Here is a 19,473-nt window from a genome sequence, read left to right as displayed (position 1 = left end):
CCGGACGGATCGCCGTGTCGTCGCGGTGGCGCGCTCTCGCGACCATCAGCCGTCCGCCACGCCGAGTGCTCGTATGCTGGACATTCAGGCATTGTTACTTGCGCGTAGGCGATTGTTACATGCAATAATTCGAAATGTGAATACCAACTCACCCGCATCTGCAGCGGTAGTTCCCTCCCTGGACGCCATGTCCGGAGCGGACCTCCGCTGTTATCGAATGCACGCGTAACGGTTATACCCAGACCCTCTTTACGCACTTCAAGCCCAACGGCGGGCATCCTTCTTCATCCCGACCGGGCACATCCCGCATTCGAGCCGCGATGACGGCATACTTCACGAGGTTGTTTTCATGTCAGTAAATCCGGGCTACGTCCATATCTCCCTCCGCTCCCCGCAGAACCGGCAGGCACGCCAGCAGTTCGCTCCCGCCTTCAACGCCCACGCGCCGCAGGTTCCCCACCCCCATTCGCGCCTTCAGTCGGTTCCCGGCGGAGACGCCCAGCCGCTGAGCGCTCCGATCCCCGTGGTCACGCCGAACGGCGTTCCCGGACCGCAGGCGGTCACCGGTGATACCACCGCTCGGGGTTTCGTGCTCTACGTCGCGCTCGACGAGGCCACCGCAGCAGCCGCGGGCACCACGTTCGCCAAGCTGGCGCAGGATGTCCGGTCCTACGTGCGGTCGCTGGTCCCGACGGCGGAGAGCCACGCAGCGGTCGCGTTGGCTCCGGCAGACGCGCCGGGTTCGGACATCGACGTCGTGCGTGCGGCACTCGGTGACCCGACGGTCGCCCGCCGACCCCGTGCCGACGCCATCCCGGCACCGTCGCAGGCCCAGCCCGCCCGCCCCACGGGCGTCCTCATCGACCTGTCGCGCCGCGAGGTGCACCTCGACGGTGAGACGCTGAACCTGACCTTCAAGGAGTTCGAGCTCCTCAACTACCTCGTGGAGAACGCCACGCGCACCGTGGGCCGTGAGGAACTCCTCAGCGGACTCTGGCGCAATGCCGACGAGGTGCCGAACGAACGCACCATCGACGTCCACATCCGGCGCCTCCGCTCGAAGCTCGGTCGCCTGGCCAACACCGTCCGCACCGTGCGGGGGCAGGGCTACCGTTTCTACGACCACCCCGAAGTGGTCGTCTGGGCCGCTCCCGAGTACTCCATCTAGGCTCATGCGCGGCCGGGGGAGGCCATAGACTTCGGACCATGGCCTCCCACCACCTGAAGAAGCTTCTGCTGCTGCGCCACGCGAAGGCCGAGTTCCAGGAGGGCGTGCCCGACCACGAGCGCTCGCTCAGTTCGAGGGGCCACGCGGACGCCCCGCTGGTGGGTCGCTGGATGCTCGACCACGACGCCGTCCCCGACTTCATCCTCGTCTCCACCGCCCTGCGCACACGACAGACGTGCACCTGGGTGTGCAAGGAACTCGGCGACAAGGCGCCCACGCCCAAGCTGGAGGACGACCTCTACGCCGCACGGCCGTCGGAGATCCTCTCCCTGATCAACCACGTGCCGCCGACCGTCACGAGCCTCCTCGTGATCGCCCACAATCCGGGCATCCAGGAGCTGGCGATGCGCCTCGCGTCGGTCCGGTCGAGCGAGCGCGCCGTCATGGATCTCGCGACCGACTACCCGACGGCAGGTCTCACCGTGATGACGTACGACGGCGAATGGGCCGAACTCGACGGCCGCGACGCCGAGGTCACCGACTTCGTGGTGCGCCGCGCGTCGAGCCTTCGCTGACCCCTGCTACATCCCGTACTTCTCCAGCAGCCGCAGCCAGACCTCGCTGACGGTCGGATAGGCCGGCACGGCGTGCCACAGCCGATCGAGGGGCACTTCCCCGACGACGGCGATGGTCGCCGAGTGCAGCATCTCGGAGACGTCCGGTCCGGCGAACGTGACGCCGACGAGCACCTTCCGGTCCTCGTCGACGACGATCTGCGCCCAGCCGCTGTAGTCGTCGGAATGGAGCGACGATCCGGCCACAGCGATCTCGAGTGATGTCTCGGAGGCGTTGACGCCGTCCTTCCGCGCCTGCTCGAGGGTGCGTCCGACCATGGCGATCTCCGGATCGGTGAAGACGACCTGCGGGACCGCCCTCCGGTCCGCGGTCGAGGTGTAGGGGCTCCAGTCCTCCGCGTGGTCCCCGAGTGTTCCCTGTACGCGGGCGGCGATGGCGTCGCCCGTCATGCGGGCCTCGTACTTGCCCTGGTGCGTCAGCTGGACGATGCCGCCCACGTCACCGACGGCGTACAGCCAGCCGCCGGCGTCGGGCACGCGCCCGGTGTCGTCCCGCGTGAGCTTCTTCGGATCGAGGCCGATGCTCTCGAGTCCGATACCGGAGGTGTGCGGGTGGCGGCCCGTCGAGACGAGCAGCTTCTCGGCGGTGACGCTCCGGCCCTCGCCGATGTCGAGCACGAACAGGCCGTTCTCCTTGCGCACCGAGGTGGTGGCGGTGTCCGTGTGCACGGTGAGCCCCTCGGCGCGCAGTGCGTCGAGGACCAGCCCCGAGGCCTCCGGCGGGTAGTTGCCGAGGATGCCGCTCCGCGCGATGACCGTGACCTCCGCGCCGAGCCGCGCGTAGGCCTGCGCGAGTTCGACGCCGGCCACCCCGCCGCCCAGGACGGCGAGGCTGGCGGGGACCTCCTTCGCGGACGTCGCCTCCCGGGTGGTCCAGTAGTCGAGGTCGGCGAGGCCGTCGATGGGCGGGATCGTCGGCGTCGAACCGGTGGCCAGGACGACGGCGTGCCGGGCCTGGTAGGTGGTCGTCGAGCCATCGCCATGGGTGATCTCCACCTCGCGCTCACCGGACAGTTTCGCCCAGCCCCGCTCCAGGGCGATGCCTGCGGAGGCCACCCACTCCTCCTGGGAGGAGTCATCCCAGTTCGAGGTGAACGAGGTGCGGCGGTCGAGGACCTGCCCGGCGTCGAGGGTCCCCGTCACTGCCTCGCGCGCACCGGGAACACCGCGCGCGGCCCGGAGGACGGTGCCGGGACGCAGGAGGGCCTTGGACGGCATGCAGGCCCAGTAGGAGCACTCACCACCGACGAGGTCGCTCTCGACGAGCACCGCCGAGAGGCCCTTCTGGACCACGCGGCCCGCCACGTTCTCCCCGACGGCGCCGGCGCCGATCACAATGACATCGATGGTCTTGGCTTCACTCATGGGCCGAGCCTTCCACCGACACGGCGAAGGATCAACCCGACGCAGAAAGGCCCCGACCGGAGCCGGGGCCTTTCGATGGTTCAGGGAACCGTTGTGCGCGCGAAGGGATTCGAACCCCCAACCTTCTGATCCGTAGTCAGATGCTCTATCCGTTGAGCTACGCACGCATCCGCAGGTCGTCGATCCGCAGTGCGAACCAGTCCTACAAGCGGGCCGTTTGGCCGTAGACAACTCTAGCGTGGATTCGCCGCGGCGCCTAATCAGCCGTGTGACGCGAAGAAAGCTAGACCGGTCTATGTGACCTTTGTCACAGCGAGGGCTGACGTAAGCGTTGGACATCGCCGCCGTGGCGCGGATCTCCGGGGTGCTGTGCCTATTGTTTCCGGGCCCACGCCCTTGCCTGAAATGTCCCACACCTAGCATCGATACACATCGAGCACCCCCAACGAAGGGAAGAGTAATGGGCGATCCCGTACGAGAGCTTGCGGTCGACACACCACCCACGGGTTCCGAGGTCGGAGCACCGGCGGTCGGGTCCGGTTCCGCGCCGACCACGCACGCCGGCCTGCTGGCCTGGGTACGGGACGTGCAGGAGCTGACGCAGCCTGCCGAGGTCGTGTGGGTCGATGGCTCCGAGGCCGAGAACACGCGGCTCGCGGACGGACTCGTCGAGTCCGGGACGTTCGTGCGGCTGAACCCCGAGATCTTCCCCAACTCCTTCGCGGCCTTCTCGGACCCCAAGGACGTGGCCCGGGTGGAGGAGCAGACGTTCATCTGCTCGAAGGACGAGCGGGAGGCGGGCTTCACGAACAACTGGATGGACCCGGCCGAGATGAAGGCCAAGCTCAAGGGTCTCTTCGCCGGATCCATGCGGGGCCGCACGATGTACGTCATCCCCTTCGTGATGGGCCACCTCGACGCCGAGGACCCCAAGTTCGGTGTCGAGATCACGGACAGCGCCTACGTGGTGACTTCCATGCGCATCATGGCGACCATCGGCAGCGCGGTCCTGGACCGGATGACCGAGCTCGGCGCCCCGTTCGTGCCCGCGCTCCACTCCCTCGGCGCCCCGCTCGAGGCGGGCCAGGCGGACGTGCCATGGCCGTGCAACGACGACAAGTGGATCGTGCACTTCCCCGAGGAGCGCTCCATCTGGTCCTACGGCTCCGGGTACGGCGGCAACGCCCTGCTCGGCAAGAAGTGCTACGCCCTGCGCATCGCCTCGGTCATGGCCCGCGACGAGGGCTGGCTGGCCGAGCACATGCTGATCCTCAAGCTCACCTCCCCCCAGGACAAGACCTACTACCTGTCCGCCGCGTTCCCGTCGGCCTGCGGGAAGACCAACCTCGCGCTGCTCGATCCCACGATCGAGGGCTGGAAGGTCGAGACCCTCGGCGACGACATCACCTGGATGCGCTTCGGCAAGGAAGGCGAGCTGCGCGCCGTCAACCCCGAGGCCGGACTGTTCGGCGTGGCCCCCGGCACCGGCTGGCACACCAACCCCAACGCGATGCGCGCCATCGCCAAGGGCAACTCCGTCTTCACGAACGTCGCCCTCACCGACGACGGCGGCGTGTGGTGGGAGGGCATGACCGAGGAGGTTCCGGCGCACCTGACCGACTGGCAGGGCCGGGACTGGACCCCGGACATGGACCACCCCGCGGCGCACCCGAACGCCCGGTTCTGCACGCCCATCGACCAGATCGACATGCTCGCCGAGGAGTTCAACCGGCCCGACGGCGTGGAACTCTCCGCGATCCTGTTCGGCGGCCGCCGCAAGACGACCGTGCCCCTGGTCACGCAGTCCCGTAACTGGGCCAACGGCATCTTCATGGGCTCCACCCTGTCCTCGGAGACCACGGCCGCCGCTGCCGGGGAGGTGGGGCGCGTGCGCCGCGACCCGATGGCCATGCTGCCGTTCATCGGGTACGACGCCGGCGACTACCTGCGCCACTGGCTCACCCTGAGCGCCGCGGCGGACCAGGCCCGGCTGCCCACGATCTTCCTCGTCAACTGGTTCCGCCGCACGGCCTCGGGTGGTTTCGCCTGGCCGGGCTTCGGCGACAACTCGCGGGTGCTCAAATGGGTCATCGAGCGGCTCGAGGGCACGGCCGACGCCGTCGAGACGCCCATCGGTTTCGTCCCCACCGGCGACGCCCTGGACCTCACGGGCCTGGACATGACCCCGGCCGAGGTCGAGGCAGCCGTGCACGTCGACGCGGTCGAGTGGGCCGAGGAACTCGACGGGATCGAGCAGTGGTACGCCCGCTTCGGTGGATCCCTGCCGACCGAGCTCAAGGATCAGCTCGACGAACTCAAGGAACGCTTCAGCAACGCCTGATCAGCCCCTGGAGATGCGAGAGGCCCCTTCCGCCGGAAGGGGTCTCTCGTCGTCCTGGTGCCTGGTGCCGGGATGCTTGATGCTGGGTGGTGGGGCCGCTAGGCGCGGATGACGGCGAGGACGCGCTGCACGAGGTCGTCGAGCGTCTGCGGATCCACGGCCTCCGCATTGAGGCGGAGGTAGGGCTCGGTGTTCGACGGGCGGAGGTTGAACCACCAGTTGCCGTGGCCGGGCGTGAAGGTGAGGCCGTCGAGGTCGTCGACCACCACGCCCTCCTGCTCGAACTCCGCGCGGGCCCGGGCGATCGATCCCGGCACGTCCTTTACCTTCGAGTTGACCTCGCCGGAGGAGAAGTACGGCTCGTACTCGCGGCCGAGCTCGGACAGCGGGCCGTCCTGCTCGCCGAGGGCGGCCAGGACGTGCATGGCGGCCAGCATGCCGGTATCGGCATTCCAGAAGTCCCGGAAGTAGTAGTGGGCCGAGTGCTCCCCGCCGAAGACGGCGCCCTCCGCCGCCATGACGGCCTTGATGAACGAGTGGCCCACGCGTGTGCGCACCGGACGGCCGCCGTCGTGCAGGATCAGCTCCGGCACCGCACGGGAGGTGATCAGGTTGTGGATGACGACCGGCTCGGTCTCACCGGCAGCCTGTGCGCGGGCGATCTCGCGCCGGGCCACCATCGCGGTGATGGCGCTGGGGGAGACGGGGTGGCCCTGTTCGTCGATGATGAAGCACCGGTCTGCATCGCCATCGAAGGCGATCCCGATGTCGGCGCCGTGCTCGACGACGGCGGCCTGCAGATCGCGGAGGTTCTCCGGCTCGAGCGGATTGGCAGGGTGGTTGGGGAACGAGCCGTCGAGCTCGAAGTAGAGCGGGACGATCTCGAACGGCAGGGCGGGGAGGATGCGATCGCCGAGGACGGCGGGCGTCGTGAGGCCGGCCATGCCGTTGCCGGCGTCGACCACGACCTTGAGCGGACGCGACGACGAGAGATCCACCTGCGTCCGGAGGAACCGGGAGTACTCCTCGAGGATGTCGCGGACGCTGGTCCTGCCCTGGACCTCCACAGCGGGGATCGAGCCCTCCTCGAGGTAGCGCTCGGCCCGTTCCTGGACGTCCTTGAGCCCCGTCTCCGAGGAGACCGGGACCGCTCCGGGGCGCGTCATCTTCATGCCGTTGTACTGGGCGGGGTTGTGGCTGGCGGTGAAGGTCACGCCGGCCAGGTCCAGGGTGCCGCTCGCGTAGTACAGCTCGTCGGTCGAGATGAGGTCCAGGAAGAGGACGTCTGCCCCGCGCAGGGTCGCACCGTCCGAGAACGCCTTCGAGAATTCGGGGGAGGAGGGGCGCATGTCGCCACCGACGAGGATCGTCTGGCCGGCCAGTCCCAGCGAGTCCACGAAGGCCGCTCCGACGGCCCTCACCGAGTCCACCGTGATGGTCTCGCCGACGATGCCGCGGACGTCGTAGGCCTTGAAGGACGCAGAAAGATCGAAGGTTGTAGTCACGCTCCGAAGTGTATCGGGTGGCATCACACCGTCCGTTGCGCACAGGGTGATCCCCCGACGGTGGCTGTCGGAGGTGGCTGGGATACTGGGTGGATGTCGCCGACCACCACGCTGAACGAGCAAGCAACCGCCATCCTGCACACCCTCGTCGGGTCGCCGGACGCGCACTTCCACGAGGGGCAGTTCGAGGCCATCGAGGCCCTCGTCGAGGGTGGACGTCGTGCACTGGTGGTGCAGCGGACGGGCTGGGGCAAGTCCGCCGTGTACTTCGTCGCGAGCCTGCTGCTCCGCGCGCGGGGTGCTGGTCCTATACTCATCGTCTCGCCCCTCCTCGCCCTCATGCGGGACCAGGTGGCCGCGGCGGCACGGGCCGGCGTCCGCGCCGAAGCGATCAACTCGGCCAATCAGACCGAGTGGCAGGAGATCACGGCCAAGCTTCAGGCCGATGAGGTGGATGTCCTCCTCGTCTCGCCCGAGCGGCTCAACAATCCGTCCTTCCGGGAGTTGTACCTGCCGGAGCTCGTGCGGCGTACCGGCCTGCTCGTCATCGACGAGGCGCACTGCATCTCGGACTGGGGCCACGACTTCCGGCCCGACTACCGGCGTCTGCGCGAGCTGATCATGGGGCTTCCGCAGGGCGTCCCGGTGCTCGCGACCACCGCGACGGCGAACTCCCGCGTGGTCAAGGACGTCGAGGAGCAGCTCGGGGCGGGCGGCACGGATGTCTTCACGCTGCGCGGCGAGCTGGCACGGAAATCCCTCCGGCTCGGTGTGCTGCGCCTGCCGAGCCCCCGGTTACGCCTCGCGTGGCTGCTCACGCACCTGTCGGACCTGCCCGGGAGCGGCATCATCTACGCCCTGACGGTGTCTGCGGCGGAGGACACCGCGCGCCTGCTGCGTGAGAACGGGCACGCCGTCCGCGCCTACACGGGACGCACCGATCCGGCCGACCGCGAGGCCGCGGAGACGGCGCTGAAGAACAACGAGGTGAAGGCCCTGGTGGCCACGAGCGCTCTCGGGATGGGCTTCGACAAACCGGACCTCGGATTCGTGGTGCACCTTGGGGCGCCGTCCTCGCCCGTCGCCTACTACCAGCAGGTGGGACGGGCCGGCCGCGGGACGCCGAACGCCGACGTGCTGCTGCTGCCGGGCGCCGAGGACCGCGACATCTGGGAGTACTTCGCCACAGCCTCGATGCCCTCCCAGGATGCAGCCCTCCGGGTACTCGACGCCCTGGAACCCGGCATCGTGCTGTCCACGCCGGCCCTCGAGACCCGGGTCAACCTGAAGCGCTCGCCGCTCGAACTGCTCCTCAAGGTGCTCGACGTCGACGGCGCCGTCCGCAAGGTGACCGGCGGGTGGGAGAGCACGGGGGTGCCCTGGACCTACGACGCCGAGCGGTACCGACGCATCAGCGAGGCGCGGATCGTGGAGCAGCGCTCCATGCTGGACTACGAGAACACCACAGGCTGCCGCATGGAATTCCTGTCGGCGTCCCTCGACGACCCTTCCGCCACGCCCTGCGGGCGCTGCGACAACTGCGCGGGGCCCTGGTACTCGGACGAGGTGGCCCACGAGGCATCGGACTCCGCGAGTCAGGCCCTCAGCAGGGTCGGCGTGGAACTCGAGCCGCGCGGCCAGTGGCCCAGCGGGATGGACAAGCTCGGTGTCCCCCTCAAGGGGAAGCTCAAGCCGAACGAGGTCAGTCTGCCCGGCCGCGCCCTGGCCCGTCTCACGGACCTCGGCTGGGGCAACCGGCTGCGTGAGCTGATGTCCGATGCCACCCCCGACGCTCCGCTGGACCCTGCCGTGATCGACGCCGTCGTGCGGGTCCTCGCGCAGTGGGGATGGGAGGAGCGGCCCGTCGCCGTGGTCAGCATCCCCTCCAGGCGGCGCCCGGAACTGGTCGGGTCGCTGGCGCAGGCCCTCGCGACCGTCGGCCGCATCCCCTACCTGGGGCGGCTGGACACACCGCACGGCTTCCCGCAGGGACAGCCCGGCGGCAACAGCGCTTTCCGCCTGGCCTCCGTCTGGGACCACTTCGCCGTTCCCGACGAGGGTGCCGCCTGGTTCGCGGCGAACCCCGGGCCCGTGCTGCTCGTCGACGACTTCGCCGACAGCCGGTGGACCATGACCGAGGCAGGGCGGGCGCTGCGCACCGCCGGGGCATCCAGCGTGCTGCCGTTCGCCCTGGCGCTGAAGGCCTGACCCGGCCCTGGTCCAGCCCGGGCCCGGTCCCGGGCGCTGCCCGGCGTCCGGGACCGGGCCCGGGTGCTGACCGGAATCCGCGACGGTCCCGGCGCGGTCCCATGGTTGAGCAAACGAAAAGACCCCCGCAGCTGCGGGGGTCTTTCAGCGGAGACGGGGGGATTTGAACCCCCGGTAGGCTTTAGGCCCACACTTCATTAGCAGTGAAGCCCATTCGGCCGCTCTGGCACGTCTCCATCGGCTATCTCTAGCCTCCCAAGGTTACCCAGAAGGTGACGGCAAGAGCAAAACCGCGGCTGCGGTCCGTACTGTGGGGCCGTACCGCGGGGCCGCACTGTGGGACTGCGCAGAGGATGCCGTCAGAGCGAGCCCATCAGCGCGCGCCAGAGGAACTCGAAGCTCATCGCGTGCATGCGGGCCGCCTGCCGGTTGTCGGCTGCGCCGGCATGCCCACCCTCCAGCGCTTCATGGAACCAGACGTCCTGGACGCCGAGGTCCTTCATCCTCGCTGCCATCTTGCGGGCCTGGACCGGGCCCACGCGGTCGTCGCTCGTCGCCGTCCAGATGAGGGTCTTCGGGTACGCGACGTCCTCGCGCAGGAGGTGGTAGGGCGAGAAGGTCTGCACGTACTCCCATTCCTCCGGCTTGTCGGGGTCACCGTATTCGGCGATCCAGGAGAAGCCGGCGGACAGTTTCGTGTAGCGGCGCATGTCCAGCAGCGGCACTCCGCACGAGATCGCACCGAACAGGTGCGGGTAGGTGGTGAGCATGTTGCCGACGAGCAGCCCGCCGTTGCTCCTGCCCGTGCAGCCCAGCAGCGCCGGCGAGGTGACCCCCCGCCGCACCAGGTCCTCCGCGATCGCCGCGAAATCCTCGTAGGCCCGGTGCCGGTCGGCATGCAGCGCGGCTCGGTGCCACTGGGGCCCGTACTCGCCCCCGCCGCGGATGTTCGCCAGGACGTAGACGCCGCGTCGGCCGTCCTGCGTGGTGCGCTCCAGCCACCCGCGGCCGATCACGCCGCTGTAGGCCGGGGTCATGGAGTGCTCGAAGCCGCCGTAGCCGGAGAGCAGCGTCGGGTTGCCGCCGTCGAGCGCAAGGTCCTTCGCCGCGATCTGGAAGTACGGCACGCGCGTGCCGTCGCTGGACACGGCGAAGTGCTGCTCCACGGCGTAGAGATCCTCGTCGAAGTAGGAGGGGGAGGATTTCACCGCGGTGGACTCCCCACCGATCGTGCCCCGGTACAGCGTCGACGGTGTCAGGAAGCCGGTGGCGACGAGCCAGTAGTCGTTGCCTGCCGCGTCGTCCTCGCCGTCGACGGCATAGGCGTCGACCGAGTGCAGCGGCGGGCAGGCGTCGAGAAGCTCGGCCGCCCAGTCCTTCGCCGGGTCGAGGATGCGGATCTCGGACGACACGTCGTGCAGCAGGTTGAGCAGCAGGTAGTCGCGGGTCCAGCTCCAGGACTGCAGCGACGTGGAGGCGTCCGGCGCGAAAACGGTCACGAAGGAGCGGTCCCCGGCGAGGAAGGACTCGAGCGGGATGACGAGCAGTGACCCGGCACCGTGGGTCGTGGATCCCGTCGTCCAGTCGGTGCGGGGCCGGATGATCAGCCACTCGCGGTGCAGCGAGATGCTGGCGTCCTCCGGCACCTCGATCAGGTGCCACGCGTCGTCCTGCCGCAGGTAGCTCCGGCGCGTGTAGAAGTCGATGGTGTCCACCGCGAGGTCCCTCTCGAACCCGGGGGTGGAGTCGTGCAGGACGAGGGCCATCATGTGGTCCTCGTCCACCGCGAAGTACTCTTCGGCCGACCCGAGGTCGCCGCCGCGCCGGAGCGTCCGCACGGTCCGCGGGTAGGAGCTGGACGTCATGGACCCGGGACCGAAGTCCGTACCCACGTACAGCGTGTCCTCGCCGGCCCAGCTGATGCGGCTCTTCGCCGTCGGGATGTCGAAACCGGCCTCCACGAAGGAGAGGGTCCCGAGGTCGAACTCGCGGTACCGGGTCGCATCGCCGCCGTCGGGGGAGAGCGCGACGAGCACCCGCGCGTGTGGCGTGCCCTCCGCCGGCCGGAGGAAGAGGGCACCCGCCCAGACCCACTCCGTTCCCTCGGCTGCACTGAGGGCGTCCACGTCGAGGAGGAGCTCCCAGTCGGGGTCGTCGGAGGCGTAGCTGTCCCACGACGTCCGGCGCCAGATGCCCTGGCGGTGCTCGGCGTCACGCCAGAAGTTGTAGTAGAAGTCCCCGTGCTTCCCCGCCATCGGGATGCGGTCGGTCGAGTCGAGTACTTCGAGGATGCCCCGCTCGCGGTCCTCGAAGGCCGGGGTCACCAGGGCGTCCTCGGTCAGGGCGTTCTGCGCACGGACCCACTCGAGCTGCCTGTCACCGTAGATGTCCTCGAGCCAGAGGAAGGGGTCGTCCGTTGTCGCGGTGGTCTCCGTCGGGTGCGTCATGGGGCAATCCTATGCAGGGCGTTCCGGGCGCTGCCATCGCAGCCCCCTGCCACCGGGCAGGGCGGGGTGCCGCGTTCGTTAGTCTTGACGGGTGGAGAACCAGGAGTCACGGCAGGTGGCCGTCATCGGCGGCGGACCTCGTGGCACCTCCGTGGTGGAGCGTCTCATCGCCCGGCACCGCGCCCTCGGCGCGGCCGCTGCAGGGCTCGTCATCCACGTCGTCGAACCTCACGACCCCGGTCCGGGGCATATCTGGCGCACCGACCAGTCGCGCCTCTTCCTGATGAACACGCCATGCCTGTACCCCACGGTGGTCCCGGTCGGACCCGCCGCGGCGGGTATCGCCGAGGCGCCGATAGCGGTGTCCTTCGACGAGTGGCGCCGGCGGGTGAACGAGGGCCTCGTTCCCGGCACGCAGCCGGCGGACATCGCCGAGTGCGCGGCGCTGGCGTCGAGCGATTTCCCGAGCAGGGCGCTCTACGGCCGGTACCTCACCTGGATGTTCGCTGAACTGGTGCGGCAGGCCGGCCCCGGCATCCGGGTGGAGCACCACCGCAAGGAGGCCGTGGGGCTGGCCCGGGGCGATGGGGACAGCGACGGCACCGGCGGCAGCGACGACAGGAAGGGCAGGAACGGCGGACAGGGCACCGACGGCACCGGCGGCAGTGACGGCACCGACGGCACCGGAACCACCGGCGGGACCGGTGGTTCCGTGCGCAGGTGGCGGATCGCCCTCGACGACGGCTCGGAGCTTCTCGCCGACGACGTCGTCCTGGCTGTGGGCCACGTTGCCGCGACCCTCACGCCCGAGCAGGAGAAGCTGCAGGATGCGGCCGCCCGGTACGGCCTGCAGTACTGGCCGCCCGCCGTCCCGGCCGAGGTCTCCTGGAACCGGCTGCCGGCGCGGAAGACCGTCCTGATCCGCGGCCTCGGCCTGAACTTCTTCGACGCCATGATCCAGCTGACGGAAGGGCGCGGCGGGCGGTTCACACGCCGCACCGACGGCCGGCTCGACTACGAGGCCTCCGGGAGGGAACCCAGGCTGGTCGCCGCCTCACGGCGCGGCGTACCCTACCGGGCCAAGGCATCCCTCGACTCCTACATCCCGCGCAGTGTCACGCTGCGCTACTGCACGCCCGACCGCGTGCTCGCGTTCCGGAGGTCCGGCATCCAGCCGGGCTTCGACCACGACGTCTGGCCCCTGCTGCACCGGGACGTGCTGTGGGCCTATTACTCGACGCTGTGCCGCACGTCGCCGCGAGCTCTCGGGGTGCCGCGGGCCGCGTTCCTCGAGGAGCTCGCGGCAGCGCTCGCCACGAGCGGCCCGGAGTGGGAGGACGCCGCCGGGTCCGCCGTCGGACGGTCCGTTCCGGAAGACCTCCGGCTGGACGTCGAAGCGCTCGCGCATCCCTTCGCGGGCCGCCACTTCGCGGACGGCGACGAATTCACCGATGCGGTGCTGGCCTACCTCGACGCCGATGCCGCCGGGTCGGCGAAGGGCGAGGACGATCCGCTCAAGATGGCGATAGGTGCCATGAACGCCGGCCGCTCCGTGGTCAAGCAGGCCGTGGCGGACGGCGGCATCTCGGATTCGTCGTGGAACGCGGAACTGCGGGGGTGGTTCGAACCGCTCGTCGAGGGCCTCGCCAGCGGGCCGCCGCCACTGCGGATCGCGCAGCTCGCGGCGCTCGTCCGGGCGGGGATCGTCCGGTTCGTCGGCCCGAACCCGGGCTTCGGCTTCGATCCGGACGAGGAGCTGTTCCGTGCCACCTCGCCGTGGGTCCAGGATGAATCCTTCTCCGCGCGCTACCTCGTCGAGGCGATGATGCCTGCCAACCGGGTGTCCACGAGCCTGTCGCCGCTCATGCGGAACCTCCTCGATCGGGGCACCGTCCGGCCGAAGACGCACATGTCGGAGGACGGGGTCCCGGTGACGTCGGCCGGGCTCGACGTCACCGCCCCGCCCTACCGCGCCGTCGACAGCAGCGGCAGGAAGCAGGAGTCCCTGTTCGTGATCGGTCTCCAGCTCGCGTCGGTGCAGTGGGGGACGGCTATCGCGGCGGAGGCCGGAGCGCCCCTCGATGCGGGCAGCAGGACCCTCCTCGACGCCGACGCCATCGCCGGGGAGATCCTCGCGCGGACCGTCCCCGCCTGAGACACGCCGGCCGGGCGTCCCAGATCCGGGTCCGATCCCGAAAAAGGGGACCTCCACCAGCATGGTGGAGGTCCCCTCGGTTCTTCGGGCCGGAGCCCGGCGATCTACCTAGCCTTCGAGGCAGCGGTGGTAGTTCGCCAGGTGGGCACGGTAGCTGGCCCAGCTGCCGTTGTTGGCGCCCTCGGCCGGCAGGGCCGGCTCGGAGCAGGCGGGCTTGCCCGGCTTGCCGGGTTTGACCGGCTTGACGGGCTTCTCCGGCTTGCCGGGCTTGGGCGGCTCGACCGGAGTCACCGCTTCGACCGTGACCGGAAGGGTCACCGTCGTCGCGCTCGGCGCGGCGGTCAGGACGATGCGCCCCTGTCCGCCGGCGGTCGCCGGGATCGTGAGGTCCACGGTGGCGTTGCCGTCCGAGACGGGAACGGACCCGAGTTGCGTCGTCGTACCGTCCGCCGCGACGAAGCTTGCGGCCAGCGTGGTGTTCACCGGGCTGCCCAGCGACGTGAGGTCGAGCTTCGAGACGGTGAAGGAGACGGCGGTGCCGGCCTTCACCGTGGTCGGGGCGCCCTGAACCTGCACACTGCGGCGATCGAAGGAGGGCGACAGCGGGCTGTTGGCCCGGATGTAGTCGATCCATGCGTCGCGGTCCACCAGTCCCGACTCGCGGGTGTCGGTTCCCTCACGGAAGGCCGTGAAGTTGTCGCCACCCTGCGCGAGGAAGCTGAAGGTCCCGATCCGGTAGTCCTTGGCGGGATCGAGGGGTGCGCCGTCGATCAGGACCGACGTGATCCTCGAACCGCGCGCGAGGGCCGGGTCGTAGGTGACGCTCACGTTGTCCGACAGGCCGAGGGCCAGGAAGGACCGTGAGCTGCCGTCCGGCTGCCACTGCTGCTCGAGCACTGCCTTGAACTGCGCACCGGTCAGGGTCGTGGTCCAGAGGTCGTTGACGAACGGCAGTACGGCGTTCGCCTCGGCGAACGTCACGACGCCGTCGGGTGCGTAGTAGAGCTCGTTGCGCAGGCCGCCTGGATTGACGACCCCGATCTCGGCTCCGCCGCGTTCCGCGGAGGAGAGGCTCGCCCTCAGCGAGTCGGCGACGAGGTTGCCGAGCGTCGACTCCGAGGTGCGGTCGTCACGCGTGGTGCCCGTGAAGGCCGTCGTGATGTCCTTGGTGACGGAACCCACCGGCTGGTTGCCGATGACCGCCGCCTGGGCGAGGGCCGCGTCGACGATCGTCTTCACCTCGGCGACGCGGGGGAAGGCGGCCACGAGGGCTGTGTCGGCGTCCGTGGTGCGGGCGACGTTGCGGGCCGTGTAGGACTCCACGTCGCCGGTCTCCGTGTCGACGCTCAGCGTGATCTGACCGACGAACTCGCCGTACGAGCCGGTCTGCAGCACGGGCCGGGTCTCGCCGGCCGCGCCCGGCACGGGAGCATCCCACGCGTACTGCTTGTGGGTGTGGCCCGTGAAGATCGCGTCCACCAGCGGCGTCGTCTCCGTGACGATCCGGGCGAACGATCCGCCGGCGGCGAGCTCCTGCTCGAGCGTCGCCCCCTCGACGACGCCGTCGCCGGCGCCCTCGTGGTACTCGGCGACGATGACGTCGGCGAGGTCCTGCTCCTCGATCTCCGCTGCGACGCGGTTGACGGCGTCGACGGGATCGCCGAAGTCGACGCTCGCGATACCACCCGGGCTGACGAGTGCTGCGGTCTCCTGCGTGACGACGCCGATCACGGCGACATCGACGCCGTCGACGGTGATGATCGAATACTCGTCGAGCGCAGGCTCGGTGGTGCCCTTGGTGTAGACGTTGGCCCCGAGGTAGGGGAAGTCCGCCTCATCGGCGACGCGTCCGGTCAGGTCCGCGAGACCCTTGTCGAACTCGTGGTTGCCCACCGCGGATGCCCGGAGGTCCAGTGCATCGAGGACATCGAGGGTCGGCTTGTCGTCCTGCAGCGCGGAGGCGAACAGCGACGCACCGATGTTGTCCCCGGCCGAGAGGAAGGCCGTCCTGTCCTCGCCGAACTCGGCGCGCAGCTTCTCGACGGTGCCCGCGAAGCGGACCGTGTTGGCGTCGATGCGGCCGTGGAAATCGTTGATGTTCAGCAGGTTGAGTTCGGCCGTCGTGTCGGCCGGCGCGAGGTCGAGTCCCACGATCACGGGATCGTGGTCGCTGGCCCGGTAGGGATCGGCGGCGTAGTAGTCGGTGACATTGTTGTTGAACCGGCTGTACTCGAGGGCGACCGACTCGACGGAGTTGATGTTCCAGGTGTCGACCCCGGTCACCGCGGCATCCGCCGCGGGCGAAGCCAAGATGTGGTCGAGGGAGCCGCTGAGGCCCGAGAAGACGTAGGAGTAGCTGTCGTCCTTCTCGCCCTGGTTGACGTATCCCGCCTCGTAGAGGACCTGCATCGGGTCCTCCTTCGTGTACGAGTTGAAGTCGCCGGTCAGGAAGACCTTGTCGGTCCCGGCCGACTCCTTCATGGAGTCCGCGAAGGCCACGAGTGCCTTGGCCTGGGTGACGCGTGCGGCGTTCCAGGCGCCCTGGCCGTCACCGTTGTCCGCATTGGTTCCGGAGCTCGGGCCCGAGCCCTTGGACTTGAAGTGGTTGACGATGGCGAGGAACGTCTCGTCCTCGGTACCGCCGGCCGGCTTGAAGGCCTGGGCGAGGGGCTTGCGTGCGTTGGAGAAGGCGACGTCGTCATTGAGGATGACGGACTCACCCACGGGCTCCACGACGGCCTTCTTGTAGATCAGGGCCGTGCGGATCAGGTCCTCGTCGGCGAGCGCCGGGACGGCGGCCGGCGAGCGGACATAGTCCCAGGTGCCTGGGGCCCTCTCGTTGAGTGCCTCGACGAGCGTCGCGAGGGCCGCGTCACGGTCCTGGCCGAACTGCGCCGAGTTCTCGATCTCCATGAGGGTCACGACGTCCGCGCCGAGGGCGTTGATCGCCGCGACGATCTTCGCCTCCTGGCGTTCGAAGTTCTCCTTGTCGGCAGCACCGCGGGCGTCGCAGCCGCCGTTGATCGTGATCGGGTTGCCGGCGCGGTCCGTGAAGTAGGTGCACCCGGCGAGGTCCTCACCCGTGGTGGGGAAGTAGTTGAGCACGTTGAACGAAGCGATCTTGACGTTGCCGCCGACCGGCTGGGGCGCGGCCGGACGCTCGCCGGCGAACTGCACGGGCTGCACGCCCGAGGGGGCCGCTCCATCGAGCTCGGCGAGCGGCTGGAACTTCCAGGCGCTGTTGCGGTAGTCGAGGACCACCGGGGAGGTGAAGGACGCGCTGTAGCCGACACGCACGGGCTGGGACGGCGTGAGGTACGGAAGAACCTTGCCGCGGTTGGCCTGCGTGAAGAAGTTGGTCGTGGCGCCGTCGTCGAGCCGGATGCTGCGGGCCGCGTTGTCGGCGGCGACCGCGGCGTTCTCCGGGGTGCCCGGACGTGCGACGTCGGTGGGCTGGAGGAGGCGCTCGGTGCCGGCCGCGAGGGTGACCTCGCCGTACTGGTTCAGGGTGTAGTTGTCGGCGACCGTGAAGTCGCCCGAGGGCTGGAACAGCATGCCCTCGACCGCTTCGCGGGCTGCCTCCGTGGCGGGGAGCGCAATGGTGGACGCCTTGGGCTCCTCGGCAGCCTCGGCGAGCTTCGTGGTGCCGCCGGCCGCGACGGTGAGCTGCGTCAGGTTGAAGAACTCTCCGGCGGTGCCGGTGACCTCGACGTAGTCACCCACGGCGACGGATGCGACGGTCGCGGGGGAGTAGACGAAGAGGGCGTCCGAGGCGGTCTGGTCGGCTGCTGCCGAGCTGCCCGCGGTCTGGAGGTAGAAGCCGGCGAAGCCGCCCGTGGGGTAGGCGGCGGTGACCTTGCCACGCGTGGTGACCGTCTGGCCGCTGAGCGGCGTGGCGGTCCCGGTGCCCTGGATGTCCCGGATGGGCGTGACCTTGCCGGGGGTGGGCGGCGTGGGGGTCGGCGTGGGAGTCGGCGTCGGAGCCGGACCGCCCGGGGTCGCGCCGCTGTTCGTCGGCGTGGTGTCCTGGAGGGTGAAGTCGGCGCCGTTGTCGTCCGTGTCGGCGAAGCCCGTGCGGTTGGCCGACTTCGGGCTGCCGCTGCCGGGAGCGGTGGCGACCGTGCCTTCGAAAGCGGTGGCGTTGCCGTAGCCGAGGGCGTCCACGACGCCCGGCGTCCCGTTGATGGTGCCCGTGGGCAGGACTCCCACCGTGGTGGCCTGGTCGGACAGGACCAGGAGGCCGCCGTTGGCGCCGGGGGCGAAGGAGGTTGCGAGGTCCGGGGTGGGCAGCGCCGAACCGGCCGTGCCGTTCGAGTTGCCCTGGACCAGGAAGTATCCCTTGGCAGGGATGGTGCCGCGGAGGGCGGTCACTCCCGGTGCGACAGTGCTCGAAGCGGGTGCGCGGTACTGCAGCGACCACCCGTCGAGGCTCACCGGCGCGTCCGTCGGGTTGTAGAGCTCCACGTACTTGTTGGTGAACGGCGTGCCCGCCGAGCCGCCCGAGACGAACGCCTCGTTGATGATGACACCGTCTCCTGCGACGGACGCCGTGGCCGGTGGGGTCTCCACCGCCGCGGCTGGCAGTGCGATCATCGGTGAGGCGATCAGCCCTGCCGACAGCGCCGCACCGAGCGCTCCCTTCCATGACGAATTACTCATTCGTTGGTTCTTCTCCTTGACGATGGCTGCGCAGCAGCCGCGAGTGAAGCCCGCCGACCCTCGATGGGTGGGCGCGTTGGCATGAGCACCATATGTGACTCAGGTGACATTTCCGTTTCCGGGAGAAGCCAACCAGTAGATCGTTAACAATGGGTTACCAAAAAGCCAGTGGCTCCGGAAGAATCGGGGCCCGCGGGCCTTATCCGTGGACGAATCGTCCTAGCGTGCGGCGTCCCTGAGCGTTCCGGTCACCGGTGTCTCGCCCGCGTCCGCGACGAAGCAGAGGATCTCCCGGTCGTCGTCCGAGGTCCAGCTGTCCTCGACCGGGTAGAAGTAGAGCAGTTCGAGCGCTGACGCGTCGTATGCCAGACCGACGAACGCAGCGAACTCCTCAGCGCAGAATTCGCTCGCGGCGGTGTTGGCGGCGGGCAGGCCGGGATAGTCGCCATCGGGCATCTCGGTCCTCGCGAACGCCTCGAAGGTATGCAGTTCGTCGCAGGGGAGGACGGTGATGTCCGAGACGTCCTCGGTGCCCGGGTCGTCGATGCAGTCGCCCACCTCGATCGAGAAGGCGTTGGTCCGGGCTTCCGCGGTCACGGTGCCCTCGGCGTCGCGCTCGGGGCCGTCCGGGGAGAGGATGCCGCAGCCCGTTGCGAGCGTGAGGGTCCCCAGGAACGCCGCCATCACCGCCCGACGGCGCAGCAATTCCCCCGTGTGTTCCCCAGTGCGCATCGAGACCCCGTCGTCGGCCACGGACCCGTGGCACGGCTGTTGCTCCTCGGGACAGTACCGCACCGACGACGGAGGACACCATCGCCGGGGTGCGCCGCCGGCACCGGGGAGGCAGAAAAGGAGGCCCCGCGGTGCGGGACCTCCTGATGAGCGGAAGGTAAGGGATTCGAACCCTTGAGACGGGGTGACCGCCCACTGGTTTTCAAGACCAGCTCCTTCGGCCGCTCGGACAACCTTCCGCCGCTAGTGTTTCATGAA

10 protein-coding genes and 3 tRNA genes are annotated in these 19,473 nt (G+C 69.3%); 5 read left to right on the top strand and 8 right to left on the bottom strand.

Going from position 1 to position 19,473, the window contains the following annotated elements:
• The first annotated feature begins 349 nt into the window (after positions 1-349).
• On the top strand, positions 350-1,168 hold the full coding sequence (locus AC0Z9V_RS12630) for a winged helix-turn-helix domain-containing protein (RefSeq protein WP_485141727.1): 819 nt from the start codon (positions 350-352) through the stop codon (positions 1,166-1,168).
• 38 nt (positions 1,169-1,206) lie between these two features.
• Entirely contained in the window at positions 1,207-1,743 is a 537-nt protein-coding gene (locus tag AC0Z9V_RS12625; RefSeq protein ID WP_459268888.1) for a SixA phosphatase family protein, read from the top strand.
• A gap of 6 nt (positions 1,744-1,749) precedes the next feature.
• Here AC0Z9V_RS12625 and AC0Z9V_RS12620 read toward each other — a convergent pair whose 3' ends face one another.
• A complete protein-coding gene (locus tag AC0Z9V_RS12620; RefSeq protein WP_485141726.1) occupies positions 1,750-3,168 on the bottom strand; it encodes a dihydrolipoyl dehydrogenase family protein in 1,419 nt (472 codons plus the stop codon).
• Between the two features lie 94 nt (positions 3,169-3,262).
• A tRNA-Arg gene (locus tag AC0Z9V_RS12615) sits at positions 3,263-3,335 on the bottom strand.
• A 293-nt stretch (positions 3,336-3,628) separates the two neighbouring features.
• Between AC0Z9V_RS12615 and AC0Z9V_RS12610 the strand changes: the two genes are divergently transcribed.
• Entirely contained in the window at positions 3,629-5,509 is a 1,881-nt protein-coding gene (locus AC0Z9V_RS12610) for a phosphoenolpyruvate carboxykinase (GTP) (protein WP_485141725.1), read from the top strand.
• A gap of 98 nt (positions 5,510-5,607) precedes the next feature.
• Here the strand turns inward: AC0Z9V_RS12610 and AC0Z9V_RS12605 are convergent, their stop codons facing one another.
• The gene (locus AC0Z9V_RS12605) at positions 5,608-7,014 is read right to left on the bottom strand and encodes a phosphomannomutase/phosphoglucomutase (RefSeq protein WP_485141724.1); all 1,407 of its coding nucleotides are present in this window, start codon (positions 7,012-7,014) and stop codon (positions 5,608-5,610) included.
• Positions 7,015-7,107: 93 nt separating this feature from the next.
• On the opposite strand from AC0Z9V_RS12605, the gene AC0Z9V_RS12600 reads away from it, so the two are divergent.
• Positions 7,108-9,222, top strand: a complete 2,115-nt coding sequence (locus AC0Z9V_RS12600; protein WP_485141723.1) for a RecQ family ATP-dependent DNA helicase — start codon at positions 7,108-7,110, stop codon at positions 9,220-9,222.
• 148 nt (positions 9,223-9,370) lie between these two features.
• Here AC0Z9V_RS12600 and AC0Z9V_RS12595 read toward each other — a convergent pair.
• Both AC0Z9V_RS12595 and AC0Z9V_RS12590 read right to left on the bottom strand, forming a co-directional pair.
• Positions 9,371-9,458, bottom strand: a tRNA-Ser gene (locus AC0Z9V_RS12595).
• A gap of 123 nt (positions 9,459-9,581) precedes the next feature.
• Positions 9,582-11,669, bottom strand: coding sequence for a prolyl oligopeptidase family serine peptidase (locus tag AC0Z9V_RS12590; protein ID WP_485141722.1), 2,088 nt, complete (start codon positions 11,667-11,669; stop codon positions 9,582-9,584).
• Positions 11,670-11,760: 91 nt separating this feature from the next.
• On the opposite strand from AC0Z9V_RS12590, the gene AC0Z9V_RS12585 reads away from it, so the two are divergent.
• Complete coding sequence (locus AC0Z9V_RS12585; protein WP_485141721.1) at positions 11,761-13,824, top strand: FAD/NAD(P)-binding protein; 2,064 nt, start codon at positions 11,761-11,763, stop codon at positions 13,822-13,824.
• A 108-nt stretch (positions 13,825-13,932) separates the two neighbouring features.
• On the opposite strand, the gene AC0Z9V_RS12580 is transcribed toward AC0Z9V_RS12585, so the two are convergent.
• From AC0Z9V_RS12580 to AC0Z9V_RS12570, 3 genes are all read right to left on the bottom strand, one after another.
• Positions 13,933-18,483 (bottom strand): ExeM/NucH family extracellular endonuclease, encoded by a 4,551-nt coding sequence (locus AC0Z9V_RS12580; RefSeq protein WP_485141720.1) that lies wholly within the window; start codon positions 18,481-18,483, stop codon positions 13,933-13,935.
• A 219-nt stretch (positions 18,484-18,702) separates the two neighbouring features.
• Positions 18,703-19,215, bottom strand: coding sequence for a septum formation family protein (locus AC0Z9V_RS12575; protein WP_485141719.1), 513 nt, complete (start codon positions 19,213-19,215; stop codon positions 18,703-18,705).
• 151 nt (positions 19,216-19,366) lie between these two features.
• A tRNA-Ser gene (locus AC0Z9V_RS12570) sits at positions 19,367-19,454 on the bottom strand.
• Positions 19,455-19,473 lie beyond the last annotated feature (19 nt).

The sequence above is a fragment of the Arthrobacter sp. UYP4 genome, from assembly GCF_057291175.1.
Note: the sequence above shows the minus strand (reverse complement) of the source record. Positions and strands in the feature narration are given on the sequence as shown.

Coding starts and splice junctions, on each gene's coding strand:
- AC0Z9V_RS12600 (WP_485141723.1), top strand. CDS start 7,108: ATGTCGCCGACCACCACGCTGAACGAGCAAGCAACCGCCATCCTGCAC.
- AC0Z9V_RS12610 (WP_485141725.1), top strand. CDS start 3,629: ATGGGCGATCCCGTACGAGAGCTTGCGGTCGACACACCACCCACGGGT.
- AC0Z9V_RS12580 (WP_485141720.1), bottom strand. CDS start 18,483: ATGAGTAATTCGTCATGGAAGGGAGCGCTCGGTGCGGCGCTGTCGGCA.
- AC0Z9V_RS12575 (WP_485141719.1), bottom strand. CDS start 19,215: ATGCGCACTGGGGAACACACGGGGGAATTGCTGCGCCGTCGGGCGGTG.
- AC0Z9V_RS12620 (WP_485141726.1), bottom strand. CDS start 3,168: ATGAGTGAAGCCAAGACCATCGATGTCATTGTGATCGGCGCCGGCGCC.
- AC0Z9V_RS12630 (WP_485141727.1), top strand. CDS start 350: ATGTCAGTAAATCCGGGCTACGTCCATATCTCCCTCCGCTCCCCGCAG.
- AC0Z9V_RS12625 (WP_459268888.1), top strand. CDS start 1,207: ATGGCCTCCCACCACCTGAAGAAGCTTCTGCTGCTGCGCCACGCGAAG.
- AC0Z9V_RS12590 (WP_485141722.1), bottom strand. CDS start 11,669: ATGACGCACCCGACGGAGACCACCGCGACAACGGACGACCCCTTCCTC.